Source organism: Serratia sp. AS12, from assembly GCF_000214195.1.
Taxonomy (GTDB): Bacteria; Pseudomonadota; Gammaproteobacteria; order Enterobacterales; family Enterobacteriaceae; genus Serratia; species Serratia plymuthica.
This window is the reverse complement of sequence record NC_015566.1, coordinates 4,433,756-4,454,983: the sequence shown is the minus strand read 5'-3', so window position 1 is coordinate 4,454,983 and position 21,228 is coordinate 4,433,756. Positions and strand designations below refer to the sequence as shown.

Genomic DNA, 21,228 nt, shown 5'->3' with positions numbered 1-21,228 from the left:
GGCAGGAGCGGAGCATGGAAAAGTTAAAGATTTTTGTGGCTGGGCGCTGGTGCGAAGGCCGGGGCGATGAGATGGCCTCGGTATTCCCGGCCGACGGCAGCATCAATGCGCGGCTTAATGCCGCCAGCGTTGAGGATGTTAATGAAGCGGTGGAAGCGGCGGAACGCGCCTGGCGCGCCCCCGAGTGGCGCGGGTTGGTGCCGCATCAGCGTGCCTCGATCCTCTATCGCGTCAGCAACCTGATTCTGGCGCAGCAGGAACAGCTGGCGCAGTTGCAAACCCGCGACAACGGCAAGCCGTTGGCGGAAACCCGTGGCCTGGTGGCCAGCGCGGCGGCCACTGCCCGTTATTTCGCCGCCGCCTGCGAAGTGCTGGAGGGCGAACTGCCCACCCAGCGCAGCGCCGAAGTGATGACCCTGAGCCAGTATCAGCCGATGGGCGTTATCGCCGCCATCACGCCGTGGAACTCGCCTATTGCCAGTGAAATGCAAAAGGTGGCCCCGGCGCTGGCAGCGGGCAATGCGGTGATCCTCAAGCCGGCCGAAGCCACGCCGCTGATGGCGCTAAAACTGGCGGAGTTGTTCGAACAGGCGGGGCTGCCTGCCGGGCTGCTCAGCGTACTGCCGGGCAAAGGCTCGGTGATTGGTGAAGCGCTGGCGCGTCACCCGTTAGTGAAAAAGATTTCCTTTACCGGCGGCACCAGTACCGGCCGCCATCTGGCGCATATTGCCGCTGAAAAATTGATCCCCACCTCGCTGGAACTGGGCGGCAAGTCGCCGACCATCGTGTTGGAAGACGCCGATCTGGAACAGGCGGCGCGCGGGATTTGTTACGGCATTTTCAGCTCAGCCGGGCAGGCGTGCATCGCCGGTTCGCGGCTGTTTGTACAGCGTTCGTTGTACCAGCCGCTGCTGGCGCGCCTGAGTGAACTGGCGGCGGGATTGCGGGTGGGCAACCCGCTGACGCCGGGGGTGCATCTTGGTCCGCTGATTAACGACAAGCATCGCCAGAGCGTGGCGGATTATGTGGCGCTGGCGCAGCAAGAAGGCGGCCGGGTCGTGATTGGCGGCGAAGCTCCGGCCGATCCGCTGCTGGCGGGCGGCAGCTATTACCTGCCGACGATTATCGACGGGTTGAGCAACAGCGCCCGCGCTTGTCAGGAAGAGATTTTTGGCCCGGTGCTGGTGGCGCTGCCGTTCGACGATGAACAGCAGTTGGTCGAACAGGCCAATGACTCGGTGTACGGCTTGGCGGCCGGGATCTGGAGCCGTGACTTCCCACGGGCAATGGCGCTGGCGGAGCAATTGGAAACCGGCACGGTGTGGGTCAATACCTACAAAACATTTTCTATTTCTACGCCTTTCGGCGGTTTCAAAGAAAGCGGTCTGGGCCGCGAAAAGGGTCTGCACGGCATCAAAGCCTACATGCAGCAGAAAAGCTTGTACCTGGCGCTGAACCATCAGGTGAACTGCTGGAGCGATTAGCTTTGGTCGACGGTGCGTACCCCTACAACGAACACAATGAGAAGGCAGATGATGAGCGATAAAATAACGGTTGGTGAAGCGATAGCCCGGACGCTGGAGCAATACGAGGTGTCGGCGATGTACGGCATCATTTCGATCCACAATCTGCCGATCGCCGATGCGGTGGGGCAGCGCGGAAAAATCCGCTTCGTACCGGCACGCGGCGAAGCGGGGGCGGTCACCATGGCCGACGCTCACGGGCGCTTTTCCGGCCTGGGCGTGGCGCTGACCAGCACCGGTGCAGGGGCCGGCAATGCGGTCGGTGCGATGATCGAGGCGTTAAACGCCAACACGCCGCTGCTGCACATTACCGGCCAGGTGGAAAAAGCCTGGCTGGACGCCGATGCCGGGTTTATTCATGAAACCCGCGATCAGCTCGGTTTCCTGCGCGCCTGTTCCAAGCGCGCTTACCGGGTTAATTCCCCGGAACAGGCGGTGGCGGTGATCCAGCGGGCGATCCTGGATGCGCAGACCCTGCCTTGCGGCCCGGTGGCGGTAGAGATCCCGATCGATATTCAAAGCAGCCTGGTATCCCGTTCGGTGCTGAGCCGGCCGTTAGCGCCCGCGCCGCTGCCGCCGGCGGATGATGAGGCGGTAGAACGTCTGTATCAGCGGGTGAAAAGTGCCAAACGGCCGCTGTTGTGGCTGGGGGGCGGGGCGCTTGCCTGCGGCGATGCGGTGCGCAAGCTGGCCGACGCCGGGGTGGCGGTGATCTCCAGCACCCACGGACGCGGCATTCTGCCGGACAGCCATCCGCGCAGCCTGCGTGCTTTCCATAATTCGCCTAGCATTGAGGCGATCCTGACGCAGTGCGATCTGACGCTGGTGGCCGGTTCGCGCCTGCGCAGCAACGAAACTCGCACCTGGACGTTGCCGCTGCCGCGCCCGCTGGTGCAGATTGATATCGATCCGGCGGCGGGCAACCGCAACTATCTGGCCGATGAGCAAATCAACGGCGACTGCGCCGCATTGCTTAACGCGCTGGCCACCCGGTTGAGCCCGTGCGAGAAGGTGAATGCCGACTGGGATGCCGAGATCGCCTCTGCGGTGCGACAGGCGGAAAGCGCGTTGCGCGAGCAGTCGGGAGAATACGCCAAACTGAACGACGCCATTGCCGCTGCGCTACCGCAGGATGGGCTGTTGGTGCGTGATATCACCGTGTCCGGCAGCGTATGGGGTAGCCGTTTGTTCCGCGCTTTGGCGCCGCTGTGTAACATTCACTCGTTGGCCGGGGCGATCGGCATGGGCCTGCCGATGGCGATCGGCACCGCGATTGCTAACCCGCAGCGCAAGGTGGTTGGGCTGGTGGGCGACGGCGGGCTGGCGCTGGGGCTGGGAGAACTGGCGACGATGGCGCAAGAGCAGGCCAATATCACGCTGCTTATCATGAACGACGGCGGGTATGGCGTGATGCGCGGCATTCAGGATAAATACTTTGCCGGCCGCCAGTATTACAACGAGCTGCATACCCCGGCGTTTACGCTGGTCGCCGAGGCGATGGAGCTGAAGGCCTGGAAGGTGGACAGTGCGGCGCAGTTCAAGGGCGTGCTGGCGGAAGCGATTAACTATCCGGGGCCGTCGGTGGTGGAGGTGGATATGAACAGTATCGGGCCGCTGACCTTCGCCGGGCCGCCGCAGAAGTCATTGTATTAAGAGATAAAAAATGCCCGGCGGACGCCGGGCATTGAGGTTTACTTGCCTGCCGCGATGCGATCGCGGATATGCTGAGCGCGCTCTTCAGAGGCCGGGTGATCGTCGAACATGCTGCTTTGACGACCGGCTTCCATTTTCGCCAGTTTTTCAAAGCTGGTCACCAGGCCGTTAGGGTCGATCCCGCGTTTTTTCAGCAGATCGAACGAATAATCGTCCGCTTCGCTTTCCTGTTTCTGCGAGAACTGGGCGTTAACCAGTTTTTCACCCACATCCGCCAGTTGCGATTGCGACAGCGAACCTATGATGCCGCCGGTTGAGGATGCCGCAGTGCGCAGCGCCACGGTGCCGTAAGCGACCTGCATCGCCTTGCGGGTATGGCCCAGCGCCACGTGGCCCATTTCATGGCCCAGCACGCCTTCCACTTCGTTGTCGGTCATCATGTCCATCAGCCCGCTGTAAACGCGGATACAGCCGTTGGCCATCGCCCAGGCGTTCACGTCTTTGGTAACGTAAACCTTGTAGTTGGCCGGCGTGCCGTTGATATTATCTCCCAGCGCCGCCGCGATTTTGTTCAGACGTTTGGCGTAGGTGCTGTCGGCTGGCGCGATTTGTGCCTTGCTGTCCATCTCTGCGCAGGATTTAACACTCAGGGTTTTTACGTCGTCATTGCTCAGCGTTGCTGCCTGAAACGCCTGCGCCCCAGACTGCATCAGCGTATCGGTATTCAGGTTTTGACAGCCGCTTACCAAGGTGGCAATGCTTAATGCAATCAAAGAGGTACGAATCTTCATAAGGCCATCTTCCTGTGAGAGTAACAAGGGATAGTGCGAGTGTAGTTTAGGGGAAATCTTGTCGCACGAGACTAGTGTACGTCAGCAATCGGGAGAATAGTGTTATTCCGAAAAAACGTCCGATCGTGCTAATAAGTTGTGAACTCGCTCTCATTTGGCATTAGGGATTGCCGTTTTAATGCTGAGTCTGAGAAAATAGAAAACTTGACCGATTTTTTTAATCCGACCTGGAGTAAAACATGTCCTCTCGTAAAGAGCTTGCCAACGCCATCCGCGCACTCAGCATGGACGCCGTCCAAAAAGCAAATTCCGGCCATCCGGGCGCACCTATGGGCATGGCGGACATCGCCGAAGTCCTGTGGCGCGACTACATGAACCACAACCCGACCAACCCGCACTGGGCTGACCGCGACCGCTTCGTGCTGTCCAATGGCCACGGCTCCATGTTGATTTACAGCCTGCTGCACCTCACCGGCTACGACCTGCCGATGAGCGAGCTGGAAAACTTCCGTCAGTTGCACTCCAAAACCCCGGGCCACCCCGAGTACGGCTACACCCCTGGCGTCGAAACCACCACCGGCCCGCTGGGCCAGGGCATCGCCAACGCCGTCGGGTTCGCCATTGCCGAACGTACCCTGGGCGCGCAGTTCAACCGCCCGGGCCATGACATCGTCGACCACCACACCTACGCCTTTATGGGCGACGGTTGCATGATGGAAGGCATCTCCCACGAAGTCTGTTCGCTGGCCGGTACCCTCAAGCTCGGCAAACTGACCGCGTTCTACGATGACAACGGCATCTCCATCGACGGCCACGTGGAAGGCTGGTTCACCGACGACACCGCCGAGCGCTTCGAAGCCTACGGCTGGCACGTGGTGCGCCACGTCGACGGCCACAACCCGGACGCCATCAAGGCGGCCATTGAAGAAGCCCACAAGGTCACCGACAAGCCGTCCCTGCTGATGTGCAAAACCGTGATTGGTTTCGGTTCCCCGAACAAGGCCGGTACCCACGACGTGCACGGCGCTGCGCTGGGCGCCGCCGAAGTGGCCGCCACCCGCGAAGCCCTGGGCTGGAAATACGCCGCCTTTGAAATCCCGCAGGACATCTATGCCCAGTGGGACGCCAAAGAAGCCGGCCAGGCCAAAGAGTCTGCCTGGAACGACAAGTTCGCCGCCTACGCCAAGGCCTTCCCGGAACTGGCTGCCGAATTCACCCGCCGCGTGAACGGCGAACTGCCGGCCAACTGGAAAGCCGACGCGCAGAAATTCGTCGAGCAGCTGCAGGCCAACCCGGCCAACATCGCCAGCCGCAAGGCGTCGCAAAACGCGCTGGAAGCCTTCGGCAAGGTACTGCCGGAATTCCTCGGCGGCTCGGCCGACCTGGCGCCAAGCAACCTGACGATGTGGTCCGGCTCCAAACCGCTCAATGAAGACCTGGCGGGCAACTACATTCACTACGGCGTGCGCGAGTTCGGCATGACCGCCATCACCAACGGCATCGCGCTGCACGGCGGTTTCCTGCCGTACTCCGCGACCTTCCTGATGTTCGTGGAATACGCCCGTAACGCGGTGCGCATGGCGGCGCTGATGAAAATCCGCAACGTGTTCGTTTACACCCACGACTCCATCGGTCTGGGCGAAGACGGCCCGACGCACCAGCCGGTGGAGCAAATCGCCAGCCTGCGCGTGACCCCGAACATGAGCACCTGGCGCCCGTGTGACCAGGTGGAATCGGCGATTGCCTGGCAGTACGGCATCGAGCGCAACGACGGCCCGACCACGCTGATTTTCTCACGCCAGAACCTGACCCAGCAGCCGCGTAACGCTGAACAACTGGCGAACGTGTACCGCGGCGGCTACGTGCTGAAAGACTGTGCGGGCACGCCGGAAGTGATTTTGATTGCGACCGGTTCGGAAGTGGGCATCACGGTGGAAGCGGCAGACAAGCTGAGTGCAGCGGGCACGAAAGTGCGCGTGGTGTCGATGCCGTCGACGGACGCGTTCGACAAGCAGGATGCTGCCTACCGTGAATCGGTGCTGCCGGCGGCAGTTTCGGCGCGCGTGGCGGTGGAAGCGGGTATCGCGGATTACTGGTACAAGTATGTGGGCCTGAACGGCGCCATCGTGGGCATGACCAGCTTCGGCGAATCGGCCCCGGCAGACCAGCTGTTCAAAGAGTTCGGTTTCACCGTGGACAACGTGGTGGCCAGGGCACAGGCGCTGCTGAAGTAAGAGGCATCGCGCAAGCCAAGGAAAGATCTGAAATTACCGCAATGCCGTTTACTTAATCTTCTCGTGATAGAGTGAACAACGGAAATTCGGATAATATAAAAAGCACCGAATGCTCAGTCTTTCGGTGCTTTTTTCGTTTTGTATGGCGTCCGGGATTACCCGTTTTTGCATGCCTAAATGTGTGACTGCCTGGTCAATACGGACAAAAAGTTCCTGGTGGCTGGAGAAATGTATTTATCTTTGTGGTGAATATAACGAATTCCTCTTGAGAAAGTCATGTCGTCTAATTTTATCTCACATAAAACCCCCGCGCGAATCTCTTGTAAAACTGCAAGTTTAGAGACAATCGAGATACCAAGCCCATGAATTACACCTTGTTTAATTCCCTCCAGGCTACTTATTTCCATAACATCACTCAGTGTTTTATTCTCTTCTTTAAGCCGGCTTAATATAAAGTCTCTTGTAGCGGAGTGTTCTGGTTTTATTAAAAAAGTTTCCGATTCGATTTCTGAAAACTGACAATGGCCAATTTTTGCCAATCGATGTGAAGGTGCGCAAATAACAACCAGTGGGTCTGTCAGAAATGTATCCAGTTTATATTTTCCTGCATCAATATAAATATGGTCAGACATGATTAAAAATTCAAGTTCTTGGGATTCTAATTTGTGAATAAGTTGGCTGGATGTAGAGATATCCATGCTCAAATTTACTGTTGGCGCTTCTTTTTTATATATCGCCATTATTTTTGGAAGCAAATAAACACCGGTAAAATTACTTGCGCCGAACTTTATTGTGCCATTTAATGGGTTATCAAACTGTTTAACATGCTCTCTTGATGCTTTTATCAAATTAATAATCTGGATGGCATATTGCTTGAATATTTTTCCTTGAGGAGTGAGGAATAAACGATTATTGACTCTCTCAAAAAGAACCGTTTTCAGATCCTCCTCAAGCTTGCGAATTTTTATGCTGATACTAGGTTGCGTGCAAAACAAACGTTGAGCCGTTTCTGTCACGCTTAAGCATTCAGACAATACCAAAAAAGCTTCTATTTGATTTAAATTCATACCAGTCCATAAAATTATTTTATGATATCCATATTATAATATAATTTTCAATATGCCTCAACAACCCTATACTGAGCGCCTCTACCCTACGATCAAGAGGATTCGGTTATGGAAAAGACTGACAGGCAGGTAAACGATATACTTGTTAAACCAGCACCATCTTCAACACGAAAGCCCGAAAAAAAACTGACATTAAAAAAAATCGGGATCCCTGCGTCGTTATTTATCCTACTGGTTATAATGAATATCCAGACACCTCAAGGGCTCAGTTTGGAGGGGCAAAAGGCGATTGCCATATTTTGTGCTGCCTTGACATTATGGGTGTGTGGGTCTTTGCCTATTTATCTGACATCAATGATTGTCATCGTTTTACTTCCCTTAACAGGCACGGTTGCAAAAGAGAAAGTCGTCTTCGCTACACTCGGCTATGACGTTATTTGGTTGATGGTTTCTGCGTTTGTGCTCACATCCGCGATGATCAAATCAAATATTGCCCGCCGTTTTGCTTTATGGATGATTACAAGGTTTGGCCAAACCCCCAAAAAAGCGCTCTTTGTGCTTATCATTATCAACTTCTGCTTGGTTTTCTTTGTCCCTTCAACAACGGCTCGCGCTACGTTGATGGTTCCAATTTGTATGATCTTGCTGGAGATTTACAAGGCCACACCAGGGAAAAGCAATTTTGGCAAGGTGATGATGCTTCAAGGAGTACAGGCCGATGCCATTGCTACTTCTGGCGTTATGACGGGGACTGCTGCAAATATCATTGCGGTTGGCTTTATTAATTCTCAGGCCGGTGGTTCGATTGGCTACATGGATTGGCTTATTGCCTCTTTCCCCATTGCGATTGTTGGAATGACGCTTTCATTTTTAATTGGATTAAAACTCTATTCATTTAAAGGTGAAGTTGATTTTTCTGGAGCATTAGAGAAACTTAAAGCAGAAAGAGTAGAGCTTGGTCAATTAACAAAAAATGAAAGAAAAGCCATGTACATTTTTATGATGGCAGTCGTCCTTTGGGCGACGGAAAGCTATCATCAGGAAATGTTGGGTTTTAAAATAAGTGTTTATATGACGGCAGTGATTGCCGCCATTCTCTGCTTGATGCCTGGAATAGGTTTGTTAAGTTGGGCTGAAGCTAATATTAAATGGGATTTAATGATATTTGCCGCAGGCGCTTATGCTGCAGGGAATACACTGGAGTCTACTGGTGGAGCCGAGTGGTTAATCGGGAAGTTGGTCTATGGGCTTGGCATTGAAAACATGAACGCATATCTTGTCTATATTGTCGTCGTGTTTATGTGTATGTACAGTCATTTAATTTTCACCAGTAAGACGGTCAGAACCACTATATTAATACCTTCTATAATTGCATTGGCAAAAACACTGGGAATGGATCCGGTAACGCTTGCCCTCGCAGCCTCATTTACACTCACATATACTATTACGCTGCCACCTCATTCTAAAGTAAATACAATTTATTTTTCTACCGGTTTCTTCAGTGTACTCGATCAAATGAAGTACGGTTTAATAACCTGTTTTATTTGCGCATCATTGATCTCACTGGCTATTTTTACCTGGCTCCGGATTCTTGGATACGGGCTGTGATGAGTTTTACAAAGGAATAATACTATGCGACTTATTTTACTCAGACACGGAGAGACATTGTGGAACATGGATTCACGCCTTCAGGGACACGCGAACTCATGCCTATCCACGAATGGGGTTAAACAGACTGAATCCATAAAAGAATTCGTTCGTTTACTGGCACCCCGGCGTGTTGTCTCATCTGACTTGGGAAGAACGCTACAAACTGCAGACATCGTGGGTTATCCAGATGCTATTCCCGATAGTAAATTAAGAGAAATCAATATGGGGGAGTGGACGGGGTTACGAAAACCTGAACTGATTAAGTATGCACCAGAGAAATATAGAAATTGGCGCTCTGGAGGCTATACGCCGCCAAGCGGAGAAAGCTGGGCTGATTTTTGCCTGCGTATAGGTTCGGCACTGAGTTTCTGGGTGAATGAAGAAGATAGTGATATTTTGGCCGTTGTTCATAGTGGCGTTATTCGCGCAGCATGTAAGGTTTTTTTGAATCTGGCTCCAGAGCAGTTGTTACCGGCAACGCCAGGAACAATTACTATTTTTAATTTTGAGCATGGCGTGAATAAAATGCCAAAACTCGAAGCCTATAATATAGGTTCATTTATTCCTGATATGGATGTGGCAGATTAATCTGCCAGGTTTATTAATTCTAATAAATAATAATAGGTAACGGACGGACGTCGATGAGACGAACAATATCCTTTAAACGCCCGGTATTGCACTGAGATCGGGCTTTTTATTGCCCAAAAAACGCCCAACCTCACAAAACACGAAGATAAAAAATCAACGGCGTTGCTTAAGAACGAGGATTAACTATATGTTAATTTTTAGTTTCTTAAATGTAACCAGGAGTTGATCATGTTGACAAGAATCAGTGCGTCTGTGGTTGCGATCGCGGTACTGGGGGCAGCGCCTGCCTACGCCGACTTCCCGGCAGGCTATCCGGCTGACTATCAGAAAATAGTCGATGGCGCGAAGAAAGAAGGCAAGGTTGTGGTGTATTCCACTACCGACACCAAAGCTGCCGGTCCGTTGATTCAGGGGTTCGAAGCGCTGTATCCGGGCGTGAAAGTCGAATACAACGACATGAACAGCACCGAATTATACAACCGCTACATCAGCGAACAGGCGGCGGGCGGCACCAGCGGCGACGTGGTCTGGAGTTCGTCGATGGACACCGCGCTGAAACTGGCGACTGACTATGCACAGGAGTACGCCTCGCCGGAACAGGGCCAATTGCCGAAATGGGCGGTCTGGAAAGAGAAGGCCTACGGCACCACCTATGAGCCGGTGGTATTCATCTATAACAAACGGCTGATCCCGCAGGGTGACGTACCGGATTCACACGCCGCACTGGCAAAATTGATCGCCAGCCAGACCGACAAGTTCAAAAAGAAAGTCACCACCTATGACATCGAAAAGTCAGGGCTGGGTTTCATGTTGTCGGTACAGGACTCCAAGGCCGATCCGCACTATTTCGCTACCCTGGCTGACGTAGCCAAAGGCGGCCTGGCGGTGCAGTCCTCCACCGGTACCATGATGGAAAGGGTGTCATCCGGTGAGAACCTGATTGGTTTCAACATTCTGGGTTCTTATGCCGAGGCCCGCGCCAAAACCGACCCTTCGCTCGGTATTTCTTATCCGAAGGATTACACGCTGGTGCTGTCGCGCGTGTCCTTTATCAGCAAAGAGGCTGCCAACGCTAACGCAGCGAAACTGTGGCTTAACTACGTGCTGTCGGAAAAGGGTCAAAGCATACTTGCCAATCAGGCGGACATTCCTTCCATCCGCAATGACATCGAAGGCAAGAACGACATTGAAGGCATGACCAAAATGCTTGGTAACGCGCTGAAACCTATCCCGGTGGATGAGAGCCTGTTGGAGTATCTGCAGCCGGCCAAACGCCTGGATTATATCAAGCAGTGGCGTACCGCCGCGGCAAAATAATAACCGGATCCGGACGCGCGTCTGCCACGTCGGCGCGCGCCCTTTGGTCGTCGTCGTTTACAACCATTGGGATATTTTATGGAAGCATGGCGTAGAAAGTGGCAAAGCCTGCCACGCGGCTTGGTGGTGTTGATAACCGCATTGGTTATCTATGTACCGCTGTCGTTTATCGTGATTCAAAGTTTCCTCTCGGCCCCCTTTTTCTCCCCGTCCAAGGTGTTCAGCCTTGAGGCGTTTCAGTTTATTTTTACCGACCCCGACTTTTACAAGGCGCTGAAAAGCGGTTTTATTCTGGCTTTCGGGCTGGTGGTGATCGCCATTCCGCTGGGGGGCATTCTGGCCTTTTTGATGGTCAGAACCGATTTGCCCGGCCGCCGCTTCATTGAGCCGCTGATCCTGGTGCCGATCTTTGTCTCCCCGATGGTGCTGGGGTTTGGCTACGTGGTGGCCGCCGGGCCGGTGGGTTTTTTCTCGCTGTGGGCGGAGGCGCTGCTGGGCTTCGTGCCGTGGAATATCTACTCGATGTCCAGCATCGTGGTCATCGCCGGGCTGACGCATGTGCCCCACGCCTATCTGTACATTTCTTCGGCGCTGCGCAGCGTAGGCTCCGACGTGGAAGAAGCGGCGCGCACGGCGGGGGCCTCGCCCTTGCAGGTGATGACCGCCGTCAGTTTGCCGATGGTGCGGCCGTCCATTCTTTATGCCGGCGTGCTGCTGTTCTTCCTTGGGCTGGAAGTGTTTGGCCTGATGCTGGTGTTGGGCGACCCGGAAGGCAACCTGGTGCTGGCGACCTATCTGTATCAACTGACCAATAAGCTGGGTACGCCGTCTTACCATTTGATGGCGGCGGTGGCGGTGGTGCTGATCTGCATCACCATTCCGTTGGTGATGTTGCAGCGCCGTCTGATGCGCACCGCCAACCGTTTCGTTACCGTCAAAGGCAAGGCTTCGCAGGCTCGCGCGCTGCCGCTGGGTAAATGGCGCTGGGTCGCCGGTGCCGTGGTGGTGTTCTGGCTGACGGTCACCATCGGCGTACCGCTGGTGGGTGTGGTATTGCGCGCCTTTATCTCCAATTGGGGTGTGGGCGTTTCCATCTGGGACGAACTGTCGCTCAATACTTTCCGCACCATCTGGCAGCAACCCAACCTGCTGCGGGCGATTGTCAACTCAATGGCTATTGGGGTGCTCGGTGGCGCGCTGGCAGTGGTTTGCTACCTGTTTATCGGCATCGCCATGCACCGTAAACCCGATGGCGCGACCCGTTTCCTCGACTACAGCGTGCTGGTGCCGCGAGCGGTGCCGGGCCTGCTGGCCGGTCTGGCTTTCCTGTGGGTATTCCTGTTCCTGCCGATGTGGCTGGATAAATCGCTGAAAGAGGGCTGGCTGTCGGCGTTGCCGGTGGTCGAGTGGTTGCGGGAGAACCTGATCGTCTGGTTGCGTTCCTTGCGCAGCACCATCTTCAGCGTTTGGCTGGCCTATACCGTGGTATGGATGGCCTACGGTCTGCGGCTGATTTCCTCCACGTTGTTGCAGGTTGGCCCCGAACTGGAAGAAGCGGCGCGTAGCGCCGGTGCGACCCGTGGCCAGATCACCCGACACGTCACCATTCCGCTGTCGCGTTACGGCCTGATTGGTTCGTGGCTGTTGATGTTCCTGATTTTTGAACGCGAGTATTCCACCGGGGTGTATCTGCTTTCTCCGGGCACGGAAACCATAGGATCGATGCTGGTTTCGCTGTGGGCGGCGGGCGCCATTGATATCGTTGCGGCGCTCTCCTTTATCAACATCCTGTTGGTGGTGTTGGGTCTGGGTATCGCCCTGCGCTTTGGAGTGAAATTACATGATTGAACTTTCGGTAGATAATCTGCATTTGACCTACGGCGACAATCCGGTGCTGAAAGGCGTTTCGATGCAGTTGAAACGGGGTGAAGTGGTTTCGCTGCTGGGCCCGTCGGGCAGTGGCAAAACCACGTTGCTGCGTGCGGTCGCCGGGCTGGAAAAGCCGACGCAGGGCTGCATTATCATCGGCAGCAATAGGGTATACGATGGCGCTTCGCGCAGTGAGATCCCGGCTGAAGAGCGCAACCTCGGGCTGGTGTTCCAGTCTTACGCGTTATGGCCGCATAAAACCGTGTTTGAGAACGTTGCCTACCCGCTGAAATTACGCAAAGTCGCCTCGGCGGAAATTAGCCAGCGGGTGCAGGGCGTGCTCGATCAGCTTGGGCTGGGGGCGTTGGGCAAACGCCATCCGCACCAGCTTTCCGGCGGCCAGCAACAGCGCGTGGCGATTGGCCGGGCGCTGGTGTACAACCCGCCGGTGATCCTGCTGGATGAACCCTTGTCTAACCTGGATGCCAAGCTGCGTGAAGAGGCGAGGGTGTTTCTGCGCGAGTTGATTATCAAGCTTGGCCTGTCGGCGTTGATGGTGACCCACGATCAGAATGAGGCGATGGCGATTTCCGACCGTATTTTGCTGCTCAACAACGGGAAAATCGAACAGCAAGGTACACCGCAGGAAATGTACGGTTCACCTTCGACCCTGTTTACCGCCGAGTTTATGGGCAGCAATAATCGCCTGTACGGCAAGGTTACTGAGGTGAGTGACGGTAAAGCACGCATCGAAGGTAAAGACTGGGCGTTGTGGGGCATGGCAGGCGCGGGGGTAAAAGCCGGCGCAGAGGGGACGGCGGTGATCCGTGTTGAACGCGTGCGCCTGGGGGACGATCAGCAGGGCAATCAACTTGAACTGCCTCTGCTGACCAGCATGTATCTTGGCGATCGTTGGGAATATCTGTTCCGCACGGTGGCCGAGGATTTTGTGGTGCGTGCCTATGGCAGCGAGGTTCGCGGGCAGGCGCTGTGCAGGTTATCGTTGCCGGCAGAGCACCTGTGGATTTTCCCCAAAGAGTAATATCGGCATGACCGCCCCCTGCGATGAGGGGGCGGTCGGCTGGCTAAAAGTTGAGTGTTTCATCGTCAGGCTTTGGCGCCGCCTTAAGTCAAAAGTGTGCGCTAGATCATCTTATTCTCGCAAAACCCTCTCGCGTTGCCCCCCGGCTTGCTGCACCTGTTCCTTTTGGCAAAACTTTGGTTTATGCTCGGCTGAAGCGTTTCAGTTGTGGCAGTATCTCGCAGAAATGCCCGAGTGACGCCGGTGAAGATCCGCCGGCAGAAAGGAATAATGTTACGCGGCGATTCACAGCAGGCGGTGCGATACACTACTCTATGCAGGTTAGTCAGATAACCAGCCAGTGCCCTCTCGATACCGGTGAACGCGCCCGGCGAAAGAAGGCCCTTTTTCAGGAGCAGCATGACCATCCGCATAGCGATAAACGGCTTTGGCCGCATTGGCCGCAGCGTTTTACGCGCACTGTATGAATCGGGACGTAGAGCGGAAATTTCCGTGGTGGCGATCAACGAACTGGCGAATGCCGAGGGGATGGCCCACCTGTTGAAATACGACTCCAGCCATGGCCGCTTTGCCTGGGATGTACGCCAGGAATGCGACATGCTGACCGTCGGGGACGACAGTATCCGTTTGCTGCATCAGCCAGCGGTGGAGTTGCTTCCCTGGAGCGAGCTGGGTGTCGACGTGGTGCTGGATTGCAGCGGCGTGTTCGGCAGCCGGGCTGATGGCGAGGCCCATCTGGCGGCGGGAGCGAAGAAGGTCCTGTTCGCCCACCCGGGCGGCAACGATCTGGACGCGACCATCGTGTTTGGCGTCAATCATCAGACGCTGCTGGCGGAACACCGTATCGTGTCCAATGCGTCATGCACCACCAACTGCATTATTCCGGTGATCAAGCTGCTGGACGATGCCTTTAGCATTGAATCGGGCACCGTGACCACCATTCACTCGTCGATGAACGATCAGCCGGTGATAGACGCCTATCATCAGGATTTGCGGCGCACCCGCGCGGCGAGCCAGTCGATTATTCCGGTCGACACCAAGCTGGCCGCCGGGATTACCCGCATTTTTCCGCAGTTTTGCGATCGTTTCGAAGCGATTTCCGTGCGGGTGCCGACCATCAACGTGACGGCCATCGATCTCAGCGTCAGCGTCAGTTCGGCGGTGAAAGTGACAGAGGTCAACCAGCTGTTGCAAAAGGCCGCACAGGGATCTTTTCGTGGTATAGTCGACTACACGGAACTACCATTAGTCTCGATTGATTTTAACCATGACCCGCATAGCGCTATCGTCGACGGTACGCAGACCCGGGTCAGCGGGCAGCACCTGATCAAGACCTTGGTTTGGTGCGATAATGAATGGGGCTTTGCCAATCGGATGTTGGATACAACACGGGCAATGGCCGCCAGCGGTTTCTAGTACGGCGGCATCGGCGATTTGTCGGTGCGTCGCTTAGGCAACTTTAAAGAGATTTAACCAAGAGGGTTCACCATGTCTGTAATTAACATGTCCGATCTGGATCTGGCAGGTAAACGCGTTCTGATCCGCTCCGATCTGAACGTTCCAGTGAAAGACGGTAAAGTGACTTCCGATGCACGTATCCGTGCTTCCCTGCCGACAATTGAAGCTGCGCTGAAACAAGGTGCTCGCGTGATGGTAACGTCCCACCTGGGCCGTCCTGTCGAAGGCGAATACAATGAAGAATTCTCCCTGCTGCCGGTTGTAAACTATCTGAAAGAACACCTGAAAAACCCGGTACGTCTGGCCAAAGACTACCTGGAAGGCGTTGACGTTGCAGAAGGTGAGCTGGTCGTGCTGGAAAACGTTCGTTTCAACAAGGGCGAGAAGAAAGACGACGAAACCCTGTCCAAGAAGTACGCGGCGCTGTGCGACGTATACGTGATGGACGCTTTCGGCACCGCGCACCGCGCGCAGGCTTCGACACACGGCGTGGGCAAGTTTGCTCCTGTTGCCTGTGCAGGCCCGCTGCTGTCTGCCGAACTGGAAGCCCTGGGCAAAGCGCTGGGTAACCCGGCTCGCCCAATGGTCGCTATCGTTGGCGGCTCTAAAGTGTCTACCAAGTTCGACGTTCTGCAGTCCCTAGTGAAAATCGCGGATACCGTGATTGTTGGCGGCGGCATTGCAAACACCTTCGTTGCTATCGAAAACAACGTGGGCAAATCACTGTACGAGCCAGACTTCGTTGCTGCGGCAAAAGATCTGCGCGATCAGTACGGCATTCCAGTTCCAACCGATTCACGCGTGGGCACAGAGTTCTCTGAAACTGCCGTAGCAACGGTGAAAAATGTTTCAGACATCGCTGATAACGAAGAGATTATGGACTTCGGCGACGAAACTGCTTATGCAATGGCAGCGCTGTTGAAAAACGCCAAAACCATTCTGTGGAATGGCCCGGTTGGCGTCTTCGAATTCCCTAACTTCCGTCGTGGTACCGAAATCGTTGCGAACGCTATCGCAGACAGCGAAGCCTTCTCCATCGCAGGCGGTGGCGACACTCTGGCTGCAATCGACATGTTCGGTATTGCTGACAAGATTTCCTACATCTCAACCGGCGGCGGCGCCTTCCTGGAGTTCGTGGAAGGTAAATCATTGCCGGCGGTAGTGATGCTGGAAGAGCGCGCTAAGCAGTAATTCAGACAACGGGAGGCGAAAGCCGCCCGTTTGTTTTATACCGCGCGGCCAAGGCGGCGCGGCATGAAAAAATCGATTTACATCCATCTACGGCCGACGAAACAGGACAAAGTAACATGTCTAAAATTTTTGATTTCGTAAAACCGGGTGTCATCACTGGTGATGACGTTCAGAAAGTATTCGCAGTAGCTAAAGAGAACAACTTTGCGCTGCCAGCAGTGAACTGCGTGGGTACCGACTCCATCAACGCCGTGCTGGAAACAGCCGCGAAGGTACGTGCTCCGGTTATCGTTCAGTTCTCCAACGGCGGTGCCGCGTTTATCGCCGGCAAAGGCGTGAAGACTGACGTTCCGCAGGGCGCAGCGATTCTGGGCGCGATTTCTGGTGCACATCATGTTCACCAGTTGGCTGAGCATTACGGCGTGCCGGTTATTCTGCACACCGACCACTGTGCGAAGAAACTGCTGCCATGGCTGGACGGCCTGCTGGACGCGGGCGAGAAGCACTTCGCCGCTACCGGCAAACCACTGTTCTCTTCTCACATGATCGACCTGTCTGAAGAGTCTCTGGAAGAAAACATCGAGATTTGCGGCAAGTACCTGACTCGCATGGCGAAGCTGGGTATGACTCTGGAAATCGAACTGGGCTGCACCGGCGGTGAAGAAGATGGCGTGGACAACAGCCATATGGACGCATCTGCTCTGTACACCCAACCGGAAGACGTGGCTTACGCGTACGAAAAACTGAACGCCATCAGCCCACGCTTCACCATCGCGGCGTCCTTCGGTAACGTGCATGGCGTTTACAAGCCAGGCAACGTTAAACTGACCCCGACCATCCTGCGTGATTCTCAGGACTACGTGTCCAAGAAATTCAACCTGCCGCACAACAGCCTGAACTTCGTGTTCCACGGCGGCTCCGGTTCTACCGACGCAGAGATCAAAGAGTCCGTAGGCTACGGCGTGATCAAAATGAACATCGATACCGACACCCAATGGGCAACCTGGGACGGTATCCTGCAGTACTACAAGGCGAACGAAGGTTACTTGCAGGGCCAGTTGGGCAACCCGAAAGGCGCCGACCAGCCGAACAAGAAATACTACGATCCGCGCGTATGGCTGCGTGCAGCCCAGACTTCGATGATTACTCGTCTGGAACAGGCTTTCAAAGATCTGAACGCAGTAGACGTTCTGTAATCTCGGTTAGCTGTTTTGCCATAAAGGCTCCCTTCGGGGAGCCTTTTTCGTTTTAGCTTAACAGGCCGGCGCCGACGTTAATCGACAGCCCCAGGATCACCATATTGAACACGAAAGAGATGACCGATTGCAGCAGGGTGATTTTGCGCACTTCCGCCGCGCCGACCGCCACGTCGGCGGTTTGCGACGCTACCGCGATGGTGAATGAGAAGTAGGCGAAGTCCAGATAGGTCGGTTCGGCAAGATTGCCGGGAAACACCAGCGGCAGCGGATCCTGCTGCGCGCCCTTACGGTAAAACTGGTGGGCGTAATGCATGGTGAAGGCGGTCGGTAGCAGCAGCCAGGACACCACCAACGTGGCGCCGGTCAGCGTCAGATGCAGCGTTTTCAGCGAGTCACTGACCTGCTTGGCCGTGCCCAGTTCAAACATGATAGACAGAATGCTTACCAGGCAACCGATGCTGACCAGCGCCAACACCATACTGGCGCTCTCATCCTGCAAACGGGCGATCTGACGGATGTGCTGTGGCGTGCTCACCAGCATCAAGCGCCAGAGAAACAGCAGGTAGAGCCAGGCCAGCACGTTCCAGCCGATCATCAGGCGTTGCAGTTCAGAAAGCTGAGCCGGTAGCAGCAGGTAGCACAGAATGCCGGCCCCCACCGAAAGCAGCAGCCTCGGCCGAACCTGCCAGTAGTGTTTAATCGACGAAGGAATGTACATAACGGATGGGGTTCCTGGTTAACTTTATGGGGATAGCGCTTTGTTTAGCATAGAGGAAATGGCCTTAAACAGAATGCTGTTTCGGTTATTTTTAGCGCTTGCGGTTGGATGCTGGGCGAATGTTGGTTAACCTAAGGCGGTGGTTTCCAACTGGCGATTGATGTCAGTATATTTTTGCGAGTTTATCCCCTTAGGGACAAAGTTAGGACGACACGAATGAAAGATTTGAATGTAGTGGATGGCATCAACGGCGCCGGTAACTGGCTGGTGAAGAACCAGGATCTGCTGATCCAGTACGCGGTGAACATCGTCGCCGCTATCGTTATCCTGATTATCGGTTCGATTATTGCCCGAGTGATAGGCAACGCATTAAACCGCGTGATGAAGCTGCGCGGCATTGACGCCACGGTAGCGGATTTCCTGTCTGCGATCGTGCGTTATGGCGTGCTGGCGTTTACCTTTATTGCAGTGCTGGGGCGCATTGGCGTGCAGACCACTTCGGTGATCGCCGTGCTGGGTGCCGCCGGTTTGGCCGTAGGTCTGGCATTGCAGGGTTCGCTGTCCAACTTTGCCGCCGGCGTGCTGCTGGTGATCTTCCGTCCGCTGCGCGTGGGCGAGTATGTTGATCTGGGCGGCGTGGCCGGCACTGTCGATCAGGTGCAAATTTTTTCCACCACTCTGCGTACCGCAGACAACAAAACCATCGTGGTGCCGAACGGCAAAATCATTGCCGGCAACATCATCAACTACTCCCGCGAGCCGAATCGCCGTGTGGATATCGTGGTGGGCGTGGCCTATAACGCCGACATCGACGTGGTGAAAAAGGTGCTGGGCGATGTGATAGCGGCCGACAAACGCATTATGCATGCCAAGGGCGTGACCGTGCGTCTGAACGAAATGGCACCGTCTTCGCTGAACTTCGTGACCCGTTCCTGGACCACCAACGCGGAGTACTGGAACGTGTACTTCGATCTGATGGAAAACTTCAAGCGCGCACTGGATGCCAACAACATCGGCATTCCGTTCCCGCAGATGGACGTGCATCTCTATCGCACCGAGCAAGCCGCCGCTAAAGCGGAATAAGCGAGAAGGGGCCCAGGCCCCTTTTTTATTGCTGGCCGAGGTTATCTCCCTGAGAGGCAGCCTCGGCTTTTCGTTTTATCAGTTTGGCAACGCTAATCCAGACGCGGGTACCCGGCGGTACACGCTGAGCCGGTAGAGCAGGAAGAGGGCGGCTGAGCCCACCCATACCGGTACCAGGCGCGGAGGAACAGCAGGCCACGCCAGCCTCTGGTACAGCCTCGAAAATTACAGGTATAATCTCACAAATTATTCAACGGGTTTAGAAACGAAAATGACAAAACTCACCTTACAAGAGCAGATGCTGAAAGCTGGACTAGTGACCAGCAAAAAAATGGCCAAAGTCCAAAAAACCGCTAAAAAATCACGGGTGCAGGCTCGTGAGGCAAGAGAGGCGGTGGAGGAAAATAAAAAAGCGCAACTTGAGCGTGATAAACAGCTAAGCGAACAACAAAAACAAGCGGCTTTATCTAAAGAGTATAAAGCTCAGGTGAAGCAGCTCATTGAAATGAACAGAATCGACCTTGCAAAAGGCGATATTGGGTTTAACTTCACAGATAATAATGTAATTAAAAAAGTCGTTGTGGATAAGCTTACCCAAGCTCAGCTGATTAGTGGTCGTCTCGCCATTGCTCGTTTGGTTATTGATAACCGTGAGGAGAATGAATACGTGATTATCCCCGCGAGCGTAGCTGATAAAATTGCGCAGCGAGATGCGAACAGCATTGTATTAAATAGTGCGCTTAGTCAGGAAGAGCAAGATGAAGAAGATCCGTATGCCGATTTTAAAGTGCCCGATGATTTGATGTGGTAATTAACGTTTTACCGAGGCTTATGCATGAAAAGTCCCTCAGGGCTTTTCATTAAGATTTATGTTCAGCCAGTTTATGGATAAACGCAGGGTTATTCTGGCGAGTTGCCAACACCTTTGCTGCCCGCCCGACTGGATGATGTCTTTTTGGCTACACCGTTTTTATCGAATCTACGCTAAAGTCTTCTGATTAAACCTTTCCATAAGCACTTTGGCACCACACCGGGGCATCGTTCTTCGCTTTCAAAACGGGCTGGCATGACGGGCTTTGATCCGCTCTTTGCCAATGGGGTGAACAAAATGCAGCTCACTGGCGTGCAGCATCAGCCGCGGGATCCGTTCGGTACCCGGCAGCAGGCGACCGCCATACAGGTCACAGCCCAAAATAGGGTGGCCCAATAGCTGACAGTGGATGCGGAGTTGATGAGTGCGCCCGGTTTCCGGGGTTAGCTGTACCCGCGTCACTGGCAGTAACGTCCCGCCTTCCAACTCATGGTAAAAGCGCTCAACGACCCGATAGCCGGAGCGAGCGGGCTTGCCGTGGGTTGCGCAAATCGACATCAACGGGAACAGCGCCGGGTCTTTGGCAATCGCGGCGTCTATCACCCCTTCGTCGTCGTCCAGATGCCCGCAGAGCAGTGCGCTGTACACTTTGGTCACTGTTCGTTGGCTGAACTGTTGGCAGAGAGCGGCATTGATAGCCTTATTGCGGGCAATCACCATCAGCCCGGAAGTACCGAAATCCAGGCGGTGGACCAGTGTGCAGCCGGGAAATATCTGTACCAGCCGATGATGCACCGAATCCAGATTTTGCGGATTTTTCCCCGAGAGGCTGAGCAGCCCGGCGGGTTTATTGATCAGTACCAGACTCTCGTCCTGATAGAGATTCTCGATCTTGTCATGGCACGGCGGGGCAATAAAGGTATCGATAATCTTGGACATCAGGCTACCCGGATGAAGAGTGGGAGCGGATGATAACGAATTTTAAACCGGCTGGCGAATCTGGCTGTTCGTCTGACGGAGCGGCGGCTGGCAAC

17 protein-coding genes are annotated in these 21,228 nt (G+C 54.7%); 13 read left to right on the top strand and 4 right to left on the bottom strand.

The window, feature by feature from the left end:
- The first annotated feature begins 14 nt into the window (after positions 1 to 14).
- Positions 15 to 1,484, top strand: a complete 1,470-nt coding sequence (locus tag SERAS12_RS20800; RefSeq protein ID WP_013814431.1) for an aldehyde dehydrogenase — start codon at positions 15 to 17, stop codon at positions 1,482 to 1,484.
- Between the two features lie 51 nt (positions 1,485 to 1,535).
- The gene (locus tag SERAS12_RS20795) at positions 1,536 to 3,176 is read left to right on the top strand and encodes a thiamine pyrophosphate-binding protein (RefSeq protein WP_013814430.1); all 1,641 of its coding nucleotides are present in this window, start codon (positions 1,536 to 1,538) and stop codon (positions 3,174 to 3,176) included.
- 38 nt (positions 3,177 to 3,214) lie between these two features.
- Here the strand turns inward: SERAS12_RS20795 and SERAS12_RS20790 are convergent, their stop codons facing one another.
- Positions 3,215 to 3,967, bottom strand: coding sequence for a M48 family metallopeptidase (locus tag SERAS12_RS20790; RefSeq protein ID WP_004947785.1), 753 nt, complete (start codon positions 3,965 to 3,967; stop codon positions 3,215 to 3,217).
- Between the two features lie 239 nt (positions 3,968 to 4,206).
- Between SERAS12_RS20790 and tkt the strand changes: the two genes are divergently transcribed.
- Positions 4,207 to 6,201, top strand: coding sequence for a transketolase (tkt, locus tag SERAS12_RS20785; RefSeq protein ID WP_013814429.1), 1,995 nt, complete (start codon positions 4,207 to 4,209; stop codon positions 6,199 to 6,201).
- Positions 6,202 to 6,374: 173 nt separating this feature from the next.
- Here the strand turns inward: tkt and SERAS12_RS20780 are convergent, their stop codons facing one another.
- Complete coding sequence (locus SERAS12_RS20780; RefSeq protein WP_013814428.1) at positions 6,375 to 7,268, bottom strand: LysR family transcriptional regulator; 894 nt, start codon at positions 7,266 to 7,268, stop codon at positions 6,375 to 6,377.
- A gap of 108 nt (positions 7,269 to 7,376) precedes the next feature.
- On the opposite strand from SERAS12_RS20780, the gene SERAS12_RS20775 reads away from it, so the two are divergent.
- From SERAS12_RS20775 to fbaA, 8 genes are all read left to right on the top strand, one after another.
- Entirely contained in the window at positions 7,377 to 8,876 is a 1,500-nt protein-coding gene (locus SERAS12_RS20775) for a DASS family sodium-coupled anion symporter (RefSeq protein WP_013814427.1), read from the top strand.
- 24 nt (positions 8,877 to 8,900) lie between these two features.
- The gene (locus SERAS12_RS20770) at positions 8,901 to 9,506 is read left to right on the top strand and encodes a histidine phosphatase family protein (protein ID WP_013814426.1); all 606 of its coding nucleotides are present in this window, start codon (positions 8,901 to 8,903) and stop codon (positions 9,504 to 9,506) included.
- A 228-nt stretch (positions 9,507 to 9,734) separates the two neighbouring features.
- A complete protein-coding gene (locus tag SERAS12_RS20765; protein ID WP_013814425.1) occupies positions 9,735 to 10,823 on the top strand; it encodes an ABC transporter substrate-binding protein in 1,089 nt (362 codons plus the stop codon).
- A 78-nt stretch (positions 10,824 to 10,901) separates the two neighbouring features.
- Positions 10,902 to 12,671 carry an iron ABC transporter permease gene (locus SERAS12_RS20760; RefSeq protein WP_013814424.1) on the top strand — a complete coding sequence of 590 codons (1,770 nt, stop codon included), beginning with the start codon at positions 10,902 to 10,904 and terminating at the stop codon, positions 12,669 to 12,671.
- Positions 12,664 to 13,734 carry an ABC transporter ATP-binding protein gene (locus SERAS12_RS20755; RefSeq protein WP_013814423.1) on the top strand — a complete coding sequence of 357 codons (1,071 nt, stop codon included), beginning with the start codon at positions 12,664 to 12,666 and terminating at the stop codon, positions 13,732 to 13,734. The genes SERAS12_RS20760 and SERAS12_RS20755 overlap by 8 nt, the downstream gene beginning before the upstream one ends.
- Positions 13,735 to 14,133: 399 nt before the next feature.
- Positions 14,134 to 15,150 carry an erythrose-4-phosphate dehydrogenase gene (epd, locus tag SERAS12_RS20745; protein ID WP_013814422.1) on the top strand — a complete coding sequence of 339 codons (1,017 nt, stop codon included), beginning with the start codon at positions 14,134 to 14,136 and terminating at the stop codon, positions 15,148 to 15,150.
- 72 nt (positions 15,151 to 15,222) lie between these two features.
- Entirely contained in the window at positions 15,223 to 16,383 is a 1,161-nt protein-coding gene (gene pgk / locus SERAS12_RS20740) for a phosphoglycerate kinase (RefSeq protein WP_013814421.1), read from the top strand.
- Positions 16,384 to 16,499: 116 nt separating this feature from the next.
- Complete coding sequence (gene fbaA, locus SERAS12_RS20735; RefSeq protein ID WP_013814420.1) at positions 16,500 to 17,579, top strand: class II fructose-bisphosphate aldolase; 1,080 nt, start codon at positions 16,500 to 16,502, stop codon at positions 17,577 to 17,579.
- A gap of 52 nt (positions 17,580 to 17,631) precedes the next feature.
- Here the strand turns inward: fbaA and SERAS12_RS20730 are convergent, their stop codons facing one another.
- Complete coding sequence (locus SERAS12_RS20730; RefSeq protein WP_013814419.1) at positions 17,632 to 18,300, bottom strand: DUF1345 domain-containing protein; 669 nt, start codon at positions 18,298 to 18,300, stop codon at positions 17,632 to 17,634.
- A 216-nt stretch (positions 18,301 to 18,516) separates the two neighbouring features.
- Between SERAS12_RS20730 and mscS the strand changes: the two genes are divergently transcribed.
- Positions 18,517 to 19,383, top strand: coding sequence for a small-conductance mechanosensitive channel MscS (mscS, locus tag SERAS12_RS20725; protein ID WP_013814418.1), 867 nt, complete (start codon positions 18,517 to 18,519; stop codon positions 19,381 to 19,383).
- A gap of 271 nt (positions 19,384 to 19,654) precedes the next feature.
- Positions 19,655 to 20,194 carry a DUF2058 domain-containing protein gene (locus SERAS12_RS20720; RefSeq protein ID WP_013814417.1) on the top strand — a complete coding sequence of 180 codons (540 nt, stop codon included), beginning with the start codon at positions 19,655 to 19,657 and terminating at the stop codon, positions 20,192 to 20,194.
- A 240-nt stretch (positions 20,195 to 20,434) separates the two neighbouring features.
- Here SERAS12_RS20720 and SERAS12_RS20715 read toward each other — a convergent pair whose 3' ends face one another.
- Positions 20,435 to 21,133: an RluA family pseudouridine synthase gene (locus SERAS12_RS20715; RefSeq protein WP_013814416.1), complete on the bottom strand. Its 699-nt coding sequence runs from the start codon at positions 21,131 to 21,133 to the stop codon at positions 20,435 to 20,437.
- Positions 21,134 to 21,228 lie beyond the last annotated feature (95 nt).

Coding starts and splice junctions, on each gene's coding strand:
- pgk (WP_013814421.1), top strand. CDS start 15,223: ATGTCTGTAATTAACATGTCCGATCTGGATCTGGCAGGTAAACGCGTT.
- SERAS12_RS20715 (WP_013814416.1), bottom strand. CDS start 21,133: ATGTCCAAGATTATCGATACCTTTATTGCCCCGCCGTGCCATGACAAG.
- SERAS12_RS20770 (WP_013814426.1), top strand. CDS start 8,901: ATGCGACTTATTTTACTCAGACACGGAGAGACATTGTGGAACATGGAT.
- SERAS12_RS20760 (WP_013814424.1), top strand. CDS start 10,902: ATGGAAGCATGGCGTAGAAAGTGGCAAAGCCTGCCACGCGGCTTGGTG.
- SERAS12_RS20795 (WP_013814430.1), top strand. CDS start 1,536: ATGAGCGATAAAATAACGGTTGGTGAAGCGATAGCCCGGACGCTGGAG.
- SERAS12_RS20755 (WP_013814423.1), top strand. CDS start 12,664: ATGATTGAACTTTCGGTAGATAATCTGCATTTGACCTACGGCGACAAT.
- SERAS12_RS20800 (WP_013814431.1), top strand. CDS start 15: ATGGAAAAGTTAAAGATTTTTGTGGCTGGGCGCTGGTGCGAAGGCCGG.
- SERAS12_RS20730 (WP_013814419.1), bottom strand. CDS start 18,300: ATGTACATTCCTTCGTCGATTAAACACTACTGGCAGGTTCGGCCGAGG.
- fbaA (WP_013814420.1), top strand. CDS start 16,500: ATGTCTAAAATTTTTGATTTCGTAAAACCGGGTGTCATCACTGGTGAT.
- SERAS12_RS20765 (WP_013814425.1), top strand. CDS start 9,735: ATGTTGACAAGAATCAGTGCGTCTGTGGTTGCGATCGCGGTACTGGGG.
- SERAS12_RS20720 (WP_013814417.1), top strand. CDS start 19,655: ATGACAAAACTCACCTTACAAGAGCAGATGCTGAAAGCTGGACTAGTG.
- SERAS12_RS20775 (WP_013814427.1), top strand. CDS start 7,377: ATGGAAAAGACTGACAGGCAGGTAAACGATATACTTGTTAAACCAGCA.
- SERAS12_RS20790 (WP_004947785.1), bottom strand. CDS start 3,967: ATGAAGATTCGTACCTCTTTGATTGCATTAAGCATTGCCACCTTGGTA.
- mscS (WP_013814418.1), top strand. CDS start 18,517: ATGAAAGATTTGAATGTAGTGGATGGCATCAACGGCGCCGGTAACTGG.
- SERAS12_RS20780 (WP_013814428.1), bottom strand. CDS start 7,268: ATGAATTTAAATCAAATAGAAGCTTTTTTGGTATTGTCTGAATGCTTA.
- tkt (WP_013814429.1), top strand. CDS start 4,207: ATGTCCTCTCGTAAAGAGCTTGCCAACGCCATCCGCGCACTCAGCATG.
- epd (WP_013814422.1), top strand. CDS start 14,134: ATGACCATCCGCATAGCGATAAACGGCTTTGGCCGCATTGGCCGCAGC.